This is a genomic window from Paenibacillus kribbensis (assembly GCF_002240415.1).
Lineage (GTDB): Bacteria > Bacillota > Bacilli > Paenibacillales > Paenibacillaceae > Paenibacillus > Paenibacillus kribbensis.
Map to the genome: position 1 here is coordinate 1,067,587 of NZ_CP020028.1, position 18,175 is coordinate 1,085,761.

16 protein-coding genes and 1 riboswitch are annotated in these 18,175 nt (G+C 47.4%); of the genes, 11 read left to right on the top strand and 5 right to left on the bottom strand.

Annotated features, from left to right (window positions below; translation table 11 throughout):
• The first annotated feature begins 216 nt into the window (after nucleotides 1-216).
• Nucleotides 217-360: a sporulation histidine kinase inhibitor Sda gene (gene sda / locus B4V02_RS04900; protein WP_023990158.1), complete on the top strand. Its 144-nt coding sequence runs from the start codon at nucleotides 217-219 to the stop codon at nucleotides 358-360.
• A 160-nt stretch (nucleotides 361-520) separates the two neighbouring features.
• Here sda and B4V02_RS04905 read toward each other — a convergent pair whose 3' ends face one another.
• Nucleotides 521-1,525, bottom strand: a complete 1,005-nt coding sequence (locus tag B4V02_RS04905) for an NAD(P)/FAD-dependent oxidoreductase (protein ID WP_094153949.1) — start codon at nucleotides 1,523-1,525, stop codon at nucleotides 521-523.
• Between the two features lie 237 nt (nucleotides 1,526-1,762).
• Between B4V02_RS04905 and B4V02_RS04910 the strand changes: the two genes are divergently transcribed.
• The 4 genes from B4V02_RS04910 to B4V02_RS04925 all read left to right on the top strand — a co-directional run bounded on the left by B4V02_RS04910 (nucleotide 1,763) and on the right by B4V02_RS04925 (nucleotide 6,203).
• The gene (locus B4V02_RS04910; RefSeq protein ID WP_094153950.1) at nucleotides 1,763-2,953 is read left to right on the top strand and encodes an NAD(P)/FAD-dependent oxidoreductase; all 1,191 of its coding nucleotides are present in this window, start codon (nucleotides 1,763-1,765) and stop codon (nucleotides 2,951-2,953) included.
• 138 nt (nucleotides 2,954-3,091) lie between these two features.
• Nucleotides 3,092-3,598, top strand: a complete 507-nt coding sequence (locus B4V02_RS04915) for a MarR family winged helix-turn-helix transcriptional regulator (protein ID WP_094153951.1) — start codon at nucleotides 3,092-3,094, stop codon at nucleotides 3,596-3,598.
• Between the two features lie 98 nt (nucleotides 3,599-3,696).
• Nucleotides 3,697-5,034: an HlyD family secretion protein gene (locus B4V02_RS04920; RefSeq protein ID WP_094153952.1), complete on the top strand. Its 1,338-nt coding sequence runs from the start codon at nucleotides 3,697-3,699 to the stop codon at nucleotides 5,032-5,034.
• Nucleotides 5,031-6,203: an ABC transporter permease gene (locus B4V02_RS04925; RefSeq protein WP_094153953.1), complete on the top strand. Its 1,173-nt coding sequence runs from the start codon at nucleotides 5,031-5,033 to the stop codon at nucleotides 6,201-6,203. Before B4V02_RS04920 ends, B4V02_RS04925 begins: the two co-directional genes overlap by 4 nt.
• Nucleotides 6,204-6,407: 204 nt before the next feature.
• Here the strand turns inward: B4V02_RS04925 and hemQ are convergent, their stop codons facing one another.
• A complete protein-coding gene (gene hemQ, locus B4V02_RS04930; protein ID WP_094153954.1) occupies nucleotides 6,408-7,187 on the bottom strand; it encodes a hydrogen peroxide-dependent heme synthase in 780 nt (259 codons plus the stop codon).
• 346 nt (nucleotides 7,188-7,533) lie between these two features.
• Here hemQ and B4V02_RS04935 point away from each other — a divergent pair, with 346 nt between their 5' ends.
• Nucleotides 7,534-9,051, top strand: a complete 1,518-nt coding sequence (locus B4V02_RS04935) for a replication initiation and membrane attachment family protein (protein WP_094153955.1) — start codon at nucleotides 7,534-7,536, stop codon at nucleotides 9,049-9,051.
• 70 nt (nucleotides 9,052-9,121) lie between these two features.
• Here the strand turns inward: B4V02_RS04935 and B4V02_RS25820 are convergent, their stop codons facing one another.
• Nucleotides 9,122-9,277: a hypothetical protein gene (locus B4V02_RS25820; protein ID WP_157739707.1), complete on the bottom strand. Its 156-nt coding sequence runs from the start codon at nucleotides 9,275-9,277 to the stop codon at nucleotides 9,122-9,124.
• A gap of 32 nt (nucleotides 9,278-9,309) precedes the next feature.
• Here B4V02_RS25820 and dnaI point away from each other — a divergent pair, with 32 nt between their 5' ends.
• The 3 genes from dnaI (at nucleotide 9,310) to uvrC (ending at nucleotide 12,838) form a co-directional block, all read left to right on the top strand.
• Nucleotides 9,310-10,257, top strand: a complete 948-nt coding sequence (gene dnaI, locus B4V02_RS04940; RefSeq protein WP_094153956.1) for a primosomal protein DnaI — start codon at nucleotides 9,310-9,312, stop codon at nucleotides 10,255-10,257.
• A gap of 125 nt (nucleotides 10,258-10,382) precedes the next feature.
• Nucleotides 10,383-10,700 (top strand): thioredoxin, encoded by a 318-nt coding sequence (gene trxA, locus B4V02_RS04945; RefSeq protein ID WP_007431909.1) that lies wholly within the window; start codon nucleotides 10,383-10,385, stop codon nucleotides 10,698-10,700.
• Between the two features lie 158 nt (nucleotides 10,701-10,858).
• Nucleotides 10,859-12,838 carry an excinuclease ABC subunit UvrC gene (gene uvrC, locus B4V02_RS04950; RefSeq protein WP_094153957.1) on the top strand — a complete coding sequence of 660 codons (1,980 nt, stop codon included), beginning with the start codon at nucleotides 10,859-10,861 and terminating at the stop codon, nucleotides 12,836-12,838.
• On the opposite strand, the gene B4V02_RS04955 is transcribed toward uvrC, so the two are convergent.
• Nucleotides 12,807-14,537 carry a CPBP family intramembrane glutamic endopeptidase gene (locus tag B4V02_RS04955; RefSeq protein ID WP_094153958.1) on the bottom strand — a complete coding sequence of 577 codons (1,731 nt, stop codon included), beginning with the start codon at nucleotides 14,535-14,537 and terminating at the stop codon, nucleotides 12,807-12,809. The two genes, uvrC and B4V02_RS04955, sit on opposite strands and share 32 nt — an antisense overlap.
• 261 nt (nucleotides 14,538-14,798) lie before the next feature.
• A riboswitch (cyclic di-AMP (ydaO/yuaA leader) is annotated at nucleotides 14,799-14,948 on the top strand.
• 198 nt (nucleotides 14,949-15,146) lie between these two features.
• On the opposite strand from B4V02_RS04955, the gene B4V02_RS04965 reads away from it, so the two are divergent.
• Nucleotides 15,147-16,487, top strand: a complete 1,341-nt coding sequence (locus B4V02_RS04965; protein ID WP_094153959.1) for a TrkH family potassium uptake protein — start codon at nucleotides 15,147-15,149, stop codon at nucleotides 16,485-16,487.
• 18 nt (nucleotides 16,488-16,505) lie between these two features.
• Nucleotides 16,506-17,183 (top strand): potassium channel family protein, encoded by a 678-nt coding sequence (locus B4V02_RS04970; protein ID WP_094153960.1) that lies wholly within the window; start codon nucleotides 16,506-16,508, stop codon nucleotides 17,181-17,183.
• A gap of 5 nt (nucleotides 17,184-17,188) precedes the next feature.
• Here B4V02_RS04970 and B4V02_RS04975 read toward each other — a convergent pair whose 3' ends face one another.
• Entirely contained in the window at nucleotides 17,189-18,094 is a 906-nt protein-coding gene (locus B4V02_RS04975; protein WP_094153961.1) for a LysR family transcriptional regulator, read from the bottom strand.
• Nucleotides 18,095-18,175: the final 81 nt, after the last annotated feature.

Consider the following 18,175-nt stretch of genomic DNA (forward strand, 5'->3'; position numbering starts at 1 on the left):
GTACAAACTATGAAAATATTTTTTTGCATTTAGGCGTCAAAATTCTGTGTATAAGTATTGTCCACATTATCCCCTGTCACATACATGGGTTAACGACACTTACCAACAATTTATACACAGGATTTCCACAATTGACTGTGGATAACAGAACGCTTGTTCCGTTTTTAGTATTTTGATAGAATAGATTTTGAAATAAAAGGAAAGGTTGTGTCGAGGATGGCTATGCTGACGGATGAAATGCTTTTGGATTCCTATCAGATGGCAATCGAGCTTAAACTTGAATGTGACTTCATTGCACTGTTGCTGGCTGAAATTCACAAAAGAAAACTAGAGATGAATACAGCCGTAGTCCTTCATTAGACCGGACAAGCTCTCGTACTGCGACTGTAAAGCCGTTCAGGGTTCGGATGACTTTACAGACAATCACTGCAACGAATAGGCACACCGTGAAAAAGGGTATTTCACTCCAACGATTCAAATTTGGAGTAAAATACCCTTTTTTGTCATAGTCTAAAATAAACTACAATTTCATGTTACTGCTGTGACCCGGTGACAGCTTGGCGTCCGGATCTACATAGACCTTGGCGTTGTTGACTGCCGTAGGTGCTTCACCAAAGCCAACGGCAATCAGCTTGAGCTTCCCTGGGTAAGTCGTGATATCCCCTGCGGCGAAAATGCCGGGAATATTGGTTTCCTGGCGGGAATCGACCACGATGGAGTTATTTTCGATCTCAATTCCCCATTCAGCAATCGGGCCAAGTGTGGACACAAATCCAAAGTTAACGATGACATCGTCTACTTCGATTTCCTGAGTCTCTTTGGTTTTTACATGTGCGAGCGTGACCTTGGTAATGGTATCTTCCCCATGCAGTTCTGTAATTTCTGTTGGTGTAATGACATTTACCTTGGAAGCGAGAAGGTTTTCTACACTGTGTTCATGCGCACGGAATTTATCACGGCGGTGAATCAATGTAACCTGTTCTGCAATCGGTTCCAGCATAAGTGCCCAGTCGACTGCAGAGTCGCCGCCACCGCTGATGAGCACTTTTCGGCCTGCAAATTTGTTCAGATCGCTGACAAAGTAATGCAGGTTCGTTTTTTCAAAATGATCTGCGCCAGGCAGTTCCAGTCTGCGTGGTTCAAAGGCACCCACACCAGCGGTAATGATAACCGCTTTACCATGATACTCGCCGCCTTTGTCTGTTTTAATGATAAAGTGGCGTTCATCCTTTTTCTCTAACGATACGACTTTCTCCTCCAGTCGTACGTCTGGATTGAAGTGATTCATTTGCTGGACCAAATTGTTGACCAGCTCCTGTGCGGTCACTTTAGGAAAGCCGGCAACGTCATAAATATATTTTTCTGGATAAAGGGCTGCAAGCTGGCCGCCCAGTTGGGGCATACTTTCAATTAAGGTGACGGATGTCTGACGCATTCCCCCGTAGAAAGCAGCGAATATACCGGCTGGACCACCGCCAATAATAATCAGGTCGCGTAATTCCGCGCCTGTAGATTGAGCTGTCACTCTAAAAACACCTCCGAAAGGGATTATGGTATGAATTATGGATATTGAATCAGTCATATAGAGGTTTAAATAGCCATCGAATGCATGATTCATTGCTTCTTATTATAAACTGCCGGATTCCACTTGCAAAGGTAAAGCAATTAATATTTAGTGAACACTTCATGGGCGTAGAAAATACCATTTCAAGAGAAAAGCTGTGAATATGTAATGATTATGTACCGGAAGGGGTATAGGCATATGGGCAATATTCCTAAAATTGTGATTGTTGGAGCAGGATATGGTGGCATATTGACGGCCCAGCAATTGCAAAAAGAGCTCAAGCACAATGAGGCGAGCGTCACACTGATTAATCGACATGATTACCACTATATTACGACACATCTTCATATGCCAGCAGCCGGCACGGATACGATTGAACATTCACGGATTCCGATTGCGCAGCTGATTGATGAGTTCAAGGTCGATTTAGTCAAAGGAACGGTGAAGGAAATCATTCCAAAGGAGAAAAAAATCGTACTGGAGGATGGCTCGTTGTCCTATGATTACCTGGTGATCGGGCTGGGTGGGGAGCCGGAAACATTTGGGATTCCAGGAATGGATAAGTTCGCACTGACGATCCGCAGTATTAACTCTGTTCGCCTGATTCGTGAACATATTGAATACCAGTTGGCTCTCTATAAAAATGACGGTAAACCAGGCAGACTAAACTTTGTTGTAGGTGGCGCTGGCTTCAGCGGCATTGAGTTCGTTGCGGAACTGGCAGATCGTCTGCCACAGCTGGCCAAAGCTTATGACATCGATTTTAACCGAATTCAAATCATTAACGTCGAGGCGGCCCCTACGGCATTGCCGGGATTTGACCCTGAGCTGGTGGAATATGCAATGGATGTTCTTAAGCGCAAGGGGGTTAACTTCCGCATCGGTATTCCGATTAAGGAATGCCTGGAGGATGGCGTAATCGTGGGTGAGGGTGAGAAAATCGAAGCCTGCACGGTGGTCTGGACGGGGGGTATCCGTGGAAACGGATTGATTGAGAAGGCCGGATTCGAAGTGATGCGTGGCAGGGTGAAAATCGACGATTTTCTACGTGCGCCGGATCACGATGACATTTTCATTATCGGGGACAGCTCCCTGATGTTAAATCCTGAAGGTCGCCCCTACCCGCCTACTGCGCAAATTGCAATGCAGCAAGGGGTGATCTGTGCCAAGAATCTGGTCGCTACCCTCCGTAATAAAGAGCTTAACAAGTTCGTATTTTCCAATAAAGGGACGGTTGCCTCGCTTGGAAAAGGTGAGGCTGTTGCGGTGGTGGGCAAACGCAAAATAAAAGGCTGGGTCGCAGCACAGTTGAAAAAAATCGTTGATCTCCGCTATCTGTTTATCATTGGCGGGATTCCGCTAGTACTAAAAAAGGGACGGTTTTTCTAAAAATAAAAAATCCTGTGCAATCTTGAAGGCTTGACGGATGCACAGGATTTTTTGGTATGGTTGCAGAAAATACGTATTGACACATAACTATACGGCATCGTATAGTATGTTTACTAATTACAGAAGGGGACCTTGACATTGAATTCGGAGTTTAATATTAAACACGATCCCAATAGAATAAAGTTATTAACAGAAAAATTTCCGCAATTGAACCCGCAATGTTTGAGCACGTTAATTCTTTTTGTACAGACAGCTCATGAGGTTTACAATGGTGTATGCTCCAGATTGTCCGAATACGGCCTTTCGATCGGAAATCTGAAAATTCTCATGCCTTTGTTTTTGCATGACCGCTCGTTTACTCCGTCGGAGTTGGCTGATCATTCCGGGGTTACACGTTCGACGGTTACCAGTGTAATCGACAAGCTGGAACGTGACGGTATCATTCAGAGGAGTACGCTCAAAGACCGTCGCATGACCGCCATTCATCTTACCGAAGCGGGAAAGCAGTTCATGACGGACAGAGTCCCTTTGCTTATCCAAATTTTTTCAAATTTACTATCTGAATTTGCAGATGAGGATCATGCCCGCTTGGCCGAACTGTTACAGAAGCTTTCTATGGGTGTGGAACGCGTAAAAAGGGAATAATGTTTTTCCTGACACAAATAGTTAGACGCCGTACTATAAGATGGCTAATTTGTTTTTGACATAATGTGCTAAATCCATCATGAAGGAGATTCATTTCCATGAATAAAAAGCTTATTCCATACGCTTTACTTGTACTTGCACTCGGTACTGGAGGTACGATGATGGCGATGAGCGGCAAAGATGCCGTTAGTATGGCGGCCCAACAAAAAAACACGCTGCTTACAGCAGATACCGTAAATGTTTCCTTTCAAGGAGTAGGTGGAAGGGTTAAGTCTATTGAAGTCAAGGAGGAGCAGCAGGTGAAAAAAGGCGATGTCCTCATGACGCTTGATCCTGTTGATCTTGATCTGCAAATTGAAAAATTAAAAACCGATATCACCCAGTCCGATGTGAAAATCAAGCAAGCCAAGGAGGGGCTGCAAAATCAGTCGGACAAAATTACGGCTTCGGAAAAGCAGGGGGAACTGGATATTCAGGCTGCGCAGGCAGGAGAATCCTTATTGAATCAGGGCACACGTGTGGAGGATATTCAAAGGCAAAAGCTGGCTGTTGAAGCGGCGCAGCAATCGGCGGATGCTGCCCAGACAGGGGTGGAGACGGCTAAAAGCAACGCAGAGATAGCGCAAAAAACAGTGGCCTCCAGACAACAGGCGCTGGATTTGGCCAAGGTCAATTACAAGCGGGTTCAAGCGCTGTATGATGCCGGGGCCAGTACCAAAGCGGAGCTGGATAATGCCAAAAATCAAATGGACACGGCCCAGGTTGCCCTAGATACAGCCCGGGATCAGATAGAGATTGCGAATAATCAGATTAAAGCAGCCGGCAAACAAGCCGAAATTGCTAAAAATGGGGTCGAGCAGCAGCAGACCGCGCTAGAGAAAATGCAGGCAGGGGCAACAGCCGAGGAGCGCCAGCAAGCCCGCATCAAAACAGAAAAGGCCAAGGAAGCATTAACCCAAACGGCCCAGACACGGAAAGATGTCAAAAACAGTGAATACAATGTCGACCTGCTCGTTCAACAAAAGCAGGCCTTGGCGGTTCAGCTCAAAACACTGGAACTGCAACGTGGACGCATGGTGTTGAAGGCAACGACTGACGGCAAGGTCACACGTGTCGTACCGAAACTGGGTGAGATCGTCTCCACGGGGGCAACAGGTGCAGTTATTGAAACAAACCAGCTATACTATGATATTTATGTGGATGAGGCTTCCTTGACCAAGTTTAAAGCAGGAGGCAATGTTACTTCCCATGTCGTTGCTTTAGATAAAGATATCCAAGGCACGGTAAGATACATCACCTCTGCTCCACAGTACACGAATATGAGAATGAGCCGCGATAAAGGTCTGGCGGATATCAGTTCTTTCCAGGTGCGTGTCAATGTAGAGCGGACTCCTGAATTGTTGCCTGGCATGACAGTGGAGGTTAAAACACGATGAGAGCATTCGCTGATGAATGGAAGCATTTGTTCAACGGCAAGATGGTTTACATTATCCTGTTCGTTCCTATTGTTGTCGCTGCTATGTTCGGTTATGTCTTTAAAAATAATCAGATCAACGATGCTTCAATAGCCGTAGTGGATCTGGACCATAGCAATTACAGCCGGCAGCTTATTAATAAATTGGACGCATCCCAATATATCGATGTTCGTTATGTGCAGGAAAATGAGGCCGATCCGAATTTGTTTTTATATAATGAAAAGTTTTTTGCGGTGATCTATCTTCCGGCTGGCCTGGAGGAAAATCGGCTCAAAGGAATTCAGAGCAATATTGGCTTTTATGTAGATAACACGATGGGGGCGGCAACAGGGAATCTGCGCTCAGCCGTGGCTGAAGTGATTTCGACGGAAAATGCGACGCTGGCTGGCGGGAGTCTCAAGGCTATGGGGTTAAGCGACAGCCAGCTGACGGGGATGACCACCAATATGCTGCTCCAGCAACGCCTCTTATATAATCCGACAAACTCGACACTTATGACCTCGGTTATAGGCTTTGTCAATACGGTCATGATTTCATTAATTGGCTCTGCTGCTCTGACGATCGTTCCCCGTTTGCGGGTGAACGGGAAATTGGAGGGGGAATTGGAGCATTGGAGCAATCTGCTGATGCGAGTGCTGCCTTATGCTTTGGTGGGATGCGCAGCCTTCTATTTGAGTCTTGGTGTACTCAAGCAGGTTGGCGGGCTTCGTTTTGAGGCCAATGTGTGGGAAATCAGTATTCCATTTTTATTGTTCACCACTACCCTTAGTCTTTTGGGGATGGCCCTGGGATGGACGGCGGCAACCCCGGACAAAGCCTCTTCTCGTATCATGCTGATCATGCTCCCATCTTTTTTGCTTAGCGGGGCTCAATTGCCTACAGTCATGCTTCCAGGACCACTGCAAACGATTGGCAACATCCTTCCGCTCACCTGGCAATTCAAATTTTTGAGGGGAATGGGGTTCAAAGGGGGAGGCTTGCAATATTTTATTCCAGAGCTTGGCGGGTTCTTACTCCTGTTAACCGGCTTATTGCTGGTGATCTTTATTTTGATGGCACGGGAGAAAAGAAAATGGGCCAAATCTGTTAATACGCAAGATACGCAAGCAGCTCAGCCAGCCACACCATAAAATAAGCTAATTCAGGATTCGGGCGCCGATCGAGGTGCCCTTTCTTTTTTTATATTTTCAGGTCATAAGCTCATACTCCCAATGCGTTGTATAATGAAAGAGCAGGCGGAGATCAAAATCAAATAAGGATTCCGTAGTCCCCTGAGCGGGAAGTACGAAATCCTCATTTTCTTGTTCTTGTATAGCTGTTACACCTTTCCCATTTTACAGCTTCAGCATGTCTTCGAATGTTTCTTCATTCAACACGCTGCCGACATAGAAGGAGCCGAATTCACCGTAACGGGCACTCACTTCGTCAAAACGCATTTCGTAGATGAGCTTCTTGAATTGCAGGGCATCATCGGAGAACAGCGTTACGCCCCATTCCCAATCGTCAAAGCCAACGGAGCCGGAAATGATTTGCTTCACTTTGCCGGCGTAGCTGCGTCCGATCAAACCGTGGCTGCGCATCAGGGTACGGCGCTCGTCCATCGAAAGCATGTACCAGTTGTCGTCCAGATCACGTTTTTTGTTCATCGGATAGAAACAAATATAACGGGCCTTGTTCAAAACAGGCTTCAAGCGAGCGACGATTTGCGGATTTTGCATTGGATCTTCATCCTTGCTCAAATAGTTGCTCAGCTCCACCACGCTCACATAAGAGTAGGTTTTAGTTGTATATTTGGCGAAGGTTGTCTTGTTGAAATCATTTTCCAGCTTATTGAGATCTTCCAGCGTTTCACGCAGGTGCAGCATAACGAAATCAGCCTTTTGTCCAACGATCGTATAGACAGCAGAGCTGCCCAGACCCGCTTCCTCGGTAGCGCTCCATTCCTTCATAAATTCTTGAAGCTCGTCCAACGCTCCGGCGCGCTCCTCATCGTCTGCCGTTTTCCATGCCGTCCAGTTGATGGACCGGAAATCGTGAAGCGCATACCAGCCCTCCAGTGTGGAGGCTACTTCGTTGGGTGTTGCCGGGTGTTGTTGAGGTTGATGTTGATTCACGATCTACACTCCTTTGCAATCTGTAAATGATAATCGGCACAGCCGAAATGATGTGTACTTCAATCTATCTACTTTGCATTCAATCCGTGATGCTTAACCATTATATTGTAGCTCAAAGTAAAACTTTTCACCAATGAAAGAAGTGTGAAGAATTTTATTTTTGCCGTGATGCAGGTCACAAAGTCATAAAATAGTTAGTATTCGCGAAAAAAGGAGAACACAGACGAATACGGCTGCCAAAATGGAGAACAATTGCCCTTATTTTGTTCGTCCCAGCAGAGGGCAAGTATGATAGAATAGAAAAACATCTTGGAGACCGTTATGTCAGGAAAGGAAGAATGTTGGGATGCGGATGAAAAACCTGCTGCACTATACTGAGAACCACCGCTACTGCGTTTATCGGGAATTTGGCTTGAGCGCATTGGATGAATTGATGCTGGGAAGCGTCTATCAGCCGATGGTAGGTGCATTTGCGGTCAGTCTATATCGACTGTTGTTCCAGCATGTGCCAGTCGGACAGATTGGGTATTCGCCGCTGGAACAGCAGCGTCGACTTTTTTTGACACTGGGACTGGAGCCGAGTGAGAAGGGACGCAAGTATTTGATTGAACAGACCTCCAAGCTGGAGGCTGTTGGTCTGTTGCAGACGTCCAGGCTGTATGCGCCCGAAACGGACGATTACATGTATGAATATGAGCTGCAGCCGCCGCTCTCACCTGCCGAATTTTTCAGAACGCAGCATCTCACCCTTTTGCTCAGAGACAAAATCGGCAAGTTTGCGGTGCTTTCTCTGAGAGAATCGTTGTGGAGCAGGGAATCTAGCGAATGGTCGCAATCTTCCTATAATAAAGAGAATATTTCGGTTCCGTTTTATGAGCTGTTTGAGCTGAACACCCATGTTATAGATTATGAGCTGGAGCAGGCGCTGTCCGAAGTGTCCACAGGCCGTCAGACTGGGGCATTAACGTCAGAGTCGGAGGAAGCGCTGAACTATGCAGACATCATTCTCCGTTTTCCGCGTGAATCCGTCAATCGCAAGCATGTGGAGCGTCTGCGTTTTGATCATGAGCAGTTAGGCATGGTGAATTACGTTGTCCGCAAATTTGATCTATCTGTACAGGACATCAGCCGTCTGCTGGATGAGGACGGTATTTTTACCGAAGCAGGCGATTTGCTGCTCGACGAGCTTCAGCTTCGCGCTAGCCAGCAATCCAGGCAGGATCGGAAGCGTCAGGAGGAACAGCAGGTGCAGGCCGCCAAGGTGGTTGCTTTACGCCAGAGGGAAGCTTCTCCATCTGAAGAGCCGCCCGTAGAGCAAGCGGTAGAAATGGAATTTTATGTAGAGGTGCCACCACAGTTCACAGCCAAGTGTGACATTCACCAATATAATATGATGTTACGCAACGAGCCTTATCGCCGTTTGCTGCAAACCTTTTTCCCCGGCACGGTTCCCGGTAACCTGCTGGATATATTCGAAAAAATTGATATCAGCTACAAGCTGCAGGGTGAAGTCATCAACGTTCTTATCCATTACTTGATGTCGCTGCTCGTGTCGGGGAGTGATCAACGGATCAACCGCAATTTTGTCGAGGCCGTTGCTTCCAACATGCTGCTTAAGCAGGTAAATACTTATGAAAAGGCCGTTCAATATATACGGGATCAAGCCAAGGTAAAGGGAAAACAGTCTTCTGCTTCTTCTACCGGCGGCCGCTCCCGCTCGTATGCCAAAAATAATGGCTCTGCCAAGCCATCCATTCCGATCGTACAAGACCAGCCTTCCGAGGAATCCGTATCCGAGGAAGAACTGGACGAACTGCTGCGCCTGGCCGAGCGTATGCAATCGGGTAAACAGAAAAAGGTGTAGATAGATTTTAAGGTGTCAAGTTTTTAGTCCTTAACTTATTAAGCGAAGCCAATTCAATAATGTGTCGACTTTATGGCGGTCGGTAGCGAAGCGGATGGAATCGTTCTGGAGAAGCGATAGCGTTCGCCTTTGCCACCGGATTTTTACCATTGAAACTTAATCCAAAAAGTCCGGTGGCAACAGCGATCGTAAGAATGATCCATCCGCGAAGCGTCTCTCCCCCCATAACTCTGCACATTTTAGAAAGGAGGAGTGTTCTTGGAATCACTGGGCGATTTGCTACAGCAGATGCAGAACCCTTCGTTCCGCCAGCGCACGCGCAATGTGGCCGATCAGGTACTCAATGATCCGCTGGTGCAGGAATTTTGCACTGCGCATCCTGATGTGGACGAAGCGCAATTGCGACTCAATATGAGCATGCTCTTTCAGTATGCCCGGGATCGTCGAAATTGTGACAATTGCCCGGGGCTGGAACGGTGTCCTAACGATTTTCAGGGCCATTTTTGCAAGCTGGGCGTGGAATATCCGAATGGAACAGCGGAAATCGTGGACATTCGGACCCCGTGCGCCAAGCTGGTTGCTGCCCAACATGAACAACGGGTGCGTCAGCGAATTAAAAGCTTTTATGTAGATGAGCGCGCGCTGCTGGAAGGATATAATGCCGTTGAAATTGCGCGCAAGGACTTGCAGCGGGTACCCGCAGTTAATCAGGTATTCCGCTATATTGAAGAAACCAAAAGCCAGGGTTTGTTAAAAAAAGGACTGTATCTGGAAGGTACATTTGGTACGGGAAAAACCTTTTTAATGGGATACTTGCTGCACGAGCTGGCCTTGTATGGGCTGAACGGTGTGATCGTGTATATGCCTGATTTTGTAGAGGACTTAAAGTCCATGATTCAGGATGGGCAGAAATTGAAGGAAACGACCGAAATGCTAAAAAATTGTGACCTGCTCGTATTTGACGATATTGGGGCCGAAAATTTAAGCCCCTGGGTACGGGATCATGTGATGGGCTCTATTTTGAATTACCGAATGAACCGCAAGCCCACCTTTTATACCTCCAATTACACGTTGGATGGGCTGGAGAAGCATCTCAGCTTTACGAGCAAGGATGGGGAGGAATTGTACAAGGGACAACGTTTGATGGACCGGATTCGTCCTTTTGTTGATATCATTACTGTGAAGGGGAAAAACCAGCGGGGGTAAAGGGGCACCCGTCTGCTATTTTGATATCTTACAATTAAAAAACTATTGTGATATAATTAATAGGTGTCGAAAAAGACATTACAGGTTATAATAATCTTGACTTTTCTATAAAGGAGGAACATACAATGGCAATTGTTAACGTGTCCGATCAATCCTTCAACGCAGAAGTCGAAGGCACAGGAACCGTTTTGGTTGATTTTTGGGCGCCATGGTGCGGTCCTTGCAAAATGATCGCTCCTATTCTGGAGGATCTGTCCACAGAGGTGGGCGACAGCGTCAAAATCGCGAAAGTAAACGTGGATGAAAATCCAGAGTCTGCTTCTCGTTTCGGCGTTATGAGCATTCCTACTCTGATCGTCTTCAAAGACGGACAGCCTGTTGATAAAGTGGTAGGTTTGAACTCAAAAGAAGCACTGAAAAACATGCTTACCAAACACCAATAATCATTGCATGTGACCCATGCTCCTGCGGGGGTCTGGGGAGCGGCCGTGATTGGTCAATGCCTCCGGTTGTATATACCGGGGGCGTTTTTTGCGTATTATTCCTATATATTATATCGTAGTTAAGCAGTCATTTAAGAATGGAAGGGGGAACCGGGCGGATGAAATCTTTTACGGAGGACTTGCACGATCAGGAGAAGGCGCTGGAGAACATACGGCATAAATTAGCGTTACTGCCGGATGCATCAGGTTGTTATCTGATGAAGAATGGCGAAGGCACCATTATTTATGTCGGCAAGGCCAAAGTGTTGAAAAACCGGGTCCGTTCCTATTTTACAGGCAGCCATAATGGCAAGACGCAGCGACTGGTTGCCGATATTCGTGATTTTGAATATATCGTAACAGCCAGTAATATGGAGGCGCTCATTCTGGAGTGCAACCTGATCAAAAAGTATCAGCCGCGCTATAACGTGCTGTTGAAGGATGATAAAACCTTTCCGTATTTGAAAATTACGAACGAGGCCCACCCCAAGCTGGAGGTGACCCGGCGCGTTCTGAAAGATAAAGCAAAATATTTTGGGCCTTATCCCAACTCCTACGCGGCACATCAGACGAAGAAGCTGTTGGATCGCATGTATCCGCTGCGCAAGTGCGGTGTGATGCCCAAGGAAGTATGCCTGTATTATCACATGCATCAATGTTTGGGACCCTGTGTAAAAGAAGTTGATCAGGAAACGTATGACCAGATTGGTCAGGAGATTGCTTCTTTTTTGAGCGGGGGACATGAGGAAATTAAAAAAGATCTCCAGCGTAAAATGCAGGAGGCCGCAGAGGAGCTGTATTTTGAGCGTGCCAAGGAGCTGCGGGATCAGATTATCAGTATTGACGCCATGATGGAAAAGCAGAAAATCACAACCTCTGATGCCAAGGACCGAGATGTGTTCGGGTTTTCGGTAGACAAGGGCTGGATGTGTGTGCAAATCCTATATGTTCGCAAGGGTAAAATGATCGAGCGGCATATGTCGACTTTTCCTTTCTACGGAGAGGCTTACAGCGATTTTATGTCCTATGTGACGCAATATTACAGTGACAACCCGGCAGTACCGCAGGAAATTTTGCTGCCCGATACATCCAAGCTGGTAAAGCAGACGGAACAGGATGGGCAGAGTGTAGAACCTGCTTCAGAACGTCCTGCTGATACACTTCTGGTGGCTGAGGAACGAGCTTCTTATGCGGAGTCAGCACATCCAGAAACAGAAGCCCAGCTCTCCGGCGGGCTGGAGGAACCGGCTACAGCAGCCCTTGCTCTGGCTGAATGGCTGGATGTAAAGGTGTTTGTACCACAGCGTGGTCTGAAAAAACAAATGACCGAGATGGCAACGGAAAATGCACGTGTCGCTTTGGATGAGAAGTTTAAGCTGATCGAGCGGGACGAGGAGCGGACATCCAAGGCTGCGAGCAATCTGGGGCATGCAATTGGACTGGATCGCTTGCATCGGGTGGAGGCGTTTGATAATTCCAACATACAAGGCTCTGACCCTGTATCAGCCATGATTGTGTTCATTGACGGCAAGCCTGCCAAAAAGGAGTATCGGAAATATAAAATCCGTTCTGTGCAGGGGCCAGATGACTATGAAACGATGCGTGAGGTTATTCGGCGCCGATATGAGCGTGTGCTGAAGGAAAATCTGGAGCGACCCGATCTGATTGTTGTCGATGGTGGGCGTGGGCAAATTAAGGCGGCGACTGATGTACTGGAAAATGAGCTTGGTTTATTCATTCCGGTGTGTGGTCTCGTGAAGGATGCCAAACACAGAACTTCCCAGCTACTGGTGGGAGAATCCAGTGAGGCTGTGAAATTGGCTCGTAATAGCGAAGAATTTTATCTGCTGCAACGAATTCAGGACGAGGTTCACCGTTTTGCGATTACCTTCCACCGGGAGCAACGCGGCAAGTCCATGATAACGTCCCGTCTGGATTCCATTCCGGGCATTGGCGAGAAGCGGCGCAAGCTGCTGCTTAAGCATTTTGGGTCCCTCAGAAAAATAAGAGAGGCCAGCGTCGAAGACTTCCGGCCTCTCTCTATTGGTGATAAGCTTGCGCGTCAGATTATAGCTGCCCTTCGGGAGGAGGAGTCGTAGTATACGGCTCCTCTTTTTTAATAGGCTCAAACATGATTCGATTAGGCTTTTTTGGACTAAACCAGTAAAAAACGTAACCCACAATGGCTGGAAGTAAGATCCAGAACAAACCTGCGCTCAGGTTCACGGTATCTCCCAAACTCATCACACTAAAGCCCATGAGAATGCTGTCAAAAATAACGTGGCTGAACATGGCAGCGATAAAGCCGTAACGCAGGAACACAAAGCTGAACAGCAATCCGAGGAAGGTCAGCTCAATAGGTCTGGAAATCACCGGATAGATCGGATACAGTGTGTGCCCCAGTGCCCATATAAGCGTGGTGATCAGGCAAGCGACAAAAGTGTTCCTCACTATTTTTTTCACCATCGGAATACCGAACAGACGGTATACGGCCTCCTCCCCAATACCAGCCATCCAGGCCATAATCGGCAATAACCATGGATAAGCCATATTGTAAGGAGATTGCGTGGCATCTGTTGTGGAGAACGTATTGAAGGTACGTTCCAGTACAAAGAACAAAATGGATTGTACTCCAAGTAAAATAAAGGCCCACAGGTAACCAACATACATACTGCGAAGCACATACAGCCCGTAGCCCGGCTCTTTGGCACGTGGCCATGCATTCAGTCCAACCTGACGCATAAGCCCGTCACCGCCGACCAGGGAGAAATAGAGTGCTACGGTCATAGCGAAGGAAACACCAACCTGGAAAACCATGAGAAATATAAGCATTCCCCGGCTGCCTGCTTCTGCTTGCAGTAAAGGCAGCATGTTCAAGGTCCCTGCCATAGTAGCAACAAAATACACAACGGACAAAACAATGCCGCGTACAAAGGAAGTGTGGCGTCGTGTGAGAGACGCGTAGACAATCGCGAGTACGGCCAATACGAAGGTAAACAAGGCATAACCCGCATAGGTCATCCAGTTGGCCCAGTAGGTTTGCTTTTTGACATAATCGGTATAGGACGATGGGGCAGAAAAGCTCTGTGTAAACGAGCGAACATCCCCATCTTCAAAAGTAAACGCCAGTGTAAGTACCGAGGAGCCGATTTGTTTTCCGTCCACGGTATACTTTAATCCACCCTCCCCTTCGTTGGTCACGAGCTTCAAGTCCGACGGCTTAAAGCCAAAGCGCTTGACCCATACAGAGGCTGCCTGCTCTTTTGCTTCAAGCGTCATGTCGCCCTCAGCCGCACGAACAAGCCTGCTGCGCGCTTGCTCATCCGTAGAAATATCGGCTTGTGCGTAATTGGTACTGGAGGTCATTCGTTTAAAGCTAACGACTTTGCCAGTCGATAAATCCACATGAATTTGCAATTTTCCCTTCGTGGAAGGATCTGGGATATCGACCCGAAAAGTTTCGTAAGGGTAGCTTTTTTTCCATGTACGGTCGTACTGTTGAAGCAGTTTTTCTCTGGATAAATAACCGTACAAATCCGTTTCAGCCTGATAGGTGACGACAGGCATTTCTGGCGGTGATTCTGTATAGCCCAGCTCGGAGCGAGCGAAGTCTAATGCGTGGTTAACCGCTTCTTGTTTGCTGATCGTCGCTGTGCTCATCAATGATTCTGGACTTGGATTGCTAAGCGAGGGAATCAGCAATTGAAAGATAAAAAAGCAAATCAGGCCAATCCCGCCCAACAAGCCTAATCTTTTGAAGTTGGCCGAGAGCACGACCGGTTTCCCGATAGGATTCATGAGTTTCCTCCTTAATCTGTAAATAAGTGCATCCATTAAAGATATCATACTGCACAGGTTCCCGCCAACACAGCTGTGATATTCATGAAAATGGAGTGAAAGCACCCTAAAGTTTCAATAAAATAAGATAAACTGCGATTAAACGCTGCCTATTCGCAAAATAAAGCCAAATTAACGTTTTTTAGACAAAATCGGTTTTGTGATCTGGATACAGAAGGATTATAATCTTGAGGCAATGCCTATAAAATCAATAGGTAACGCCATACATTTGAGCCGAATTTCCATAGGAAAACGGGGGAACCATTGTTACTGGGGTGAATTTTACAGCCGGTCTCGTACTGGACGTGTGAATAGGGCATACTGTGCTGCCCGAATCCGTCAGCTAACCTCGTAGGCTGTGACAGGGACCCAGTCAGGCACTCGGTTTTCCGGTGTCTTTTTTTGTGTATAAGTGTGAAAATAAAAGTTTGCTGAGTTAAGGACGCTGCGCGGTCCATTTGATCTTCCGATCGCTAACGCTTCTCCAGATTTAAATGGACCGCGTAGCGGGCTTACACCGTATTAAATCACTGTTTTTATAGTTTTAAGGAGTAGGAGAAGTGATGATTCATGAACCCCAATGCCGGCTGGCTTCGGCTTTCTCCACCGCGGATATTTGTTGCGGGCTTTGCCGTTATCATACTTATAGGTAGTTTATTGTTAATGCTGCCGATTTCCAATACAACGGGGAAGCCGCTTGCGTTTATAGACGCTTTGTTTACAGCGGCTTCCGCGACCTGTGTCACAGGACTTGTCGTTAAGGACACGGGGACTTTTTTTACAACCTTCGGTCAGGTGGTGATCGCTGCGCTCATTCAGGTCGGCGGTCTCGGTTTTATGACCATGGCAACCCTGATCGCGCTGGTGTTCAAGCGTCGCATCTCCTTGCGGGAGCGTCTCATTTTGCAGGAGGCGATGAATCAGACCTCTGTAGAGGGGATCATCGGCTTGATCCGTAAGGTGTTATTGTATTCACTGGTCATTGAGGGCGTGTGCGCTACGATATTTGCGGTTCGCTGGTCCTTTGACATGCCTGTAGGCAGGGCGATTTATTTTGGAATCTGGCATGCGATTTCCATGTTTAACAATGCTGGTTTCGATTTATTCGGTCACTTTCGCAGCCTGACAGGTTATGTATATGATCCCGTCGTTAATTTTACCGCTATGTTTTTGATTATCTCGGGAGGCATCGGCTTTGTGGTGATGTCGGATCTGGCAGAATATCGCAAACGTCAGAGACTGACCTTGCATACCAAGGTGGTACTTAGCATGACGGCTGCACTGATTGTAGTCGGTAGCCTTGTCATCTTTGTTTTCGAGTTTACGAATCCAAACACATTAGGCTCGCTCGATTGGGGAGGCAAGCTGCTGGGATCTTTATTCCAGTCGGTAACCCCTCGTACCGCTGGTGCTAATACGCTGGATATCGCAAGCCTGCGGCAGGCTACGCAGTTTTTCATCATTATACTGATGTTCATAGGGGCTTCCCCTGGCTCCACTGGTGGCGGGATTAAAACGACAACGTTCGCGCTACTCGTTGGAGCGGTGTTTTCTATGCTGCGAGGTCGGGAAGATATTGTATTGTTCAAGTATCGGCTTGCGCAAGCACGAATTTACAAGGCTTTGACCATTACTCTGTTGGGACTGTTGTTCGTGATTGGGGTAACGATGATTTTGTCTGCCACCGAAGATCATCATTTTCTGATGATTTTGTTTGAAACGGTGTCTGCCTTTGGAACGGTGGGATTGTCGATGGGGCTTACACCTGATTTGACCGTTGTTGGCAAGCTGGTGATTACTCTGACGATGTTTGCAGGTAGACTCGGACCGCTCACGCTGGCTTATGCACTTGGCCCCAAAAAGGGTAAGGAATTATATCGGCATCCGGAAGGCAAAATGATTATAGGATAGGGGAGTTTTCGAGTAGATATGAAAACGCAGCAGTTTGTAGTTATTGGCTTGGGACGGTTTGGCTCAAGCCTGGCTTTGCAATTGGTGGATATGGGGTGCGAGGTACTTGGCATCGACCGCAATGAGGACGTTGTAGACAGCATGAGTGAGCTGCTGACGCATACTGTTGTAGCGGATGCTACCGATGAGGATTCGTTGCGGTCGCTAGGTATCCGTAATTTCGATTGCGGTATTGTTGCTATTGGGGATGACATTCAGGTAAGCATTCTAACCACCATTTTGCTGAAAGAGCTGGGTGTAAAAAAAGTCGTAGCCAAAGCGATATCTGTGCTGCACGGACGGGCATTGGAAAAGCTCGGTGTGGACCGTGTCATTTATCCTGAACGGGATATGGGAATACGGGTGGCCCATCAGCTGGTTACGCCTAATTTGCTCGACTATTTGGAGCTATCCAAGGAATACAGCATTGTGGAACTAAATGTACCCGCATGCCTCAATGGCAAAACGTTATCAGAGCTGAATGCCCGTACCCGCTTTGGCTGCAGTATCGTGGCTCTTCATACGGCGAACGGTATTCTCATTGCGCCAACGGCTATGGATCGGCTAAAAGCGGACGATATTATGGTCATCATCGGTTCCAATGACAATATCGCCCGCTTCGAGGATGAGGTCGTTAACGTCAATGAAGAAGGCTAACCGTGCTACACCATACGATAGCCGGCAAACGACGCGCGTGTTTCGCTAATCCAGCTTCGCGCTGTCGAGCTGAGATCTGCCGTCTCTGAATAAATGAGAGACGTCGTTCGGCGTGTCTCCTTCAAGTCCGGTAAGAACAGCGCAGTGAGTCCATTATCCCGCAGCAGTTCGCTGCGCAAATAGGATTTGGGCAGTAACGCAGAAGCCTTACAGGTTGGAAGCAGGCGAACAATGGCCTCGAAGGAGTCGATTTCCATCCGGATATCGGGCATGATGCCGCTGCGCTGGAACAAATCATCTGTCAAGCTGCGATACCAGGTTCCTTTGGAGAAAATAATCATTGGCAAACCCTGCAGGTCTTTCATCGAGGCCGTTCCTGCTCTGGCTGTTAATTCATGTCCTAGCGGAACGACCAGCTCCAAATGATCGTCAAATAGCGGAATGCAACGCAGTCCGGCCTCATGAATGGCAGACCCGACAACACCGGCGTCTGCTTTTTTGTCACGTACAAAAGCGACGATTTCATGAGTTTTGCCTGTGAGTAACTTCAGCTCGGTTTGGGGATGCTTGCTCATGAAAGCTTCGACGAGGGTGGGCAGCGTCGTTTGGAGTGTCGTGAGACTTGCGCCCAGGGTGAGCATGCTTTGGGCTTCGTTTTTGTGCCGGGACAGCTTTTGCAAAAAGCGGAGCTGTCGTTGCCGTTGCTCCAGTGCGAAGGTATATACAAATCGTCCGGTTGACGTAATTTCGAGCCGTTTGCCCCGTCGATCAAAGAGCTGCACACCCAATTCTTCCTCCAGCTTGGCGATTTTACGGGACAGGGCGGGCTGGGACAGATTAAGCAGTTTGGAGGCTTTATTCAGGCTGGATTGCTCGACAATGACAGCAAAGGCATTCAAGTCCTCAAACATATCATTCACTTCCTCTCTATATGCAAAAAAGACATAATAATTAATACGTATATTGCAATTCCATTATAAGCCGAAAAGGAG